Annotated in this window: 1 protein-coding gene; it reads left to right on the top strand. The window is 44.0% G+C overall.

Features of this window, described 5'->3' with window-relative positions; translation table 11 throughout:
* Nucleotides 1–39: 39 nt before the first annotated feature.
* Nucleotides 40–780: PAS domain-containing protein (locus R7R24_RS26255; RefSeq protein WP_318120054.1), on the top strand; the 741-nt coding region annotated here is incomplete at its 3' end.

The following is a 780-nucleotide window of genomic DNA, read 5'->3' as shown; positions in this document are numbered from 1 at the left end:
GTCAACTTTTCCTGACAGTTGTGAATTGGGATATTTTCAGTGCGTCTTGAAGTCTTATGTGAAGATAGACTCGGTCTTACCCGAGAACTGCTCGATATTTTAGCGTCTAAAAGTATCGACTTACGTGGTATTGAAATCGATATCAGTGGCATCATCTATTTAAATTGCCCAGATATTGATTTTGATACTTTTAGTGAGTTGATGGCTGAAATCCGCCGTATTCCGGGGGTTAAAGACGTACGTAAAATCCAATTTATGCCAATGGAGCGCCACAACACTGAGCTGCTTTCGTTGGTTGATAATTTGCCGGACCCGGTTTTTGCAATCGACCTCAAAGGTGCTGTCGATATGGCGAACATGGCTGCTTTGTCGCTACTCGGCCTGGATAAACAAGAAGTCATTGGCACTCAGATTGGTGCGTTATTACCAAGCGTCCGTTTCTCTCGTTGGTCTGAAGGAGTGAACGCTCGTACTCGTGAAAACCTAGTCATTGATGGGTTGGATTACATCTTAGAGCTCATGCCTGTCTATATCAGAGACGAAGCGCAGAATTCTACGCTTGCAAGCACTTTGATGACGATTCGAACAAGCCAGCACGGCACGCAAATCGAAGAAAGACTACCGTTGCATAATCCATTGGGTTTTGAGCACTTCGTAGGAATATCAAACCGACATAAAGCCTTGATTAATCAAGCTAAGAAGCTTTCTGTTCTGGATCAACCGCTACTAATCGAAGGTGAAACAGGTACTGGCAAAGAAATGCTCGCAAAAGCCTGTGAT

The sequence above is a fragment of the Vibrio sp. 704 genome, from assembly GCF_033339295.1.
This window is presented reverse-complemented; position numbering and strand designations above follow the sequence as displayed.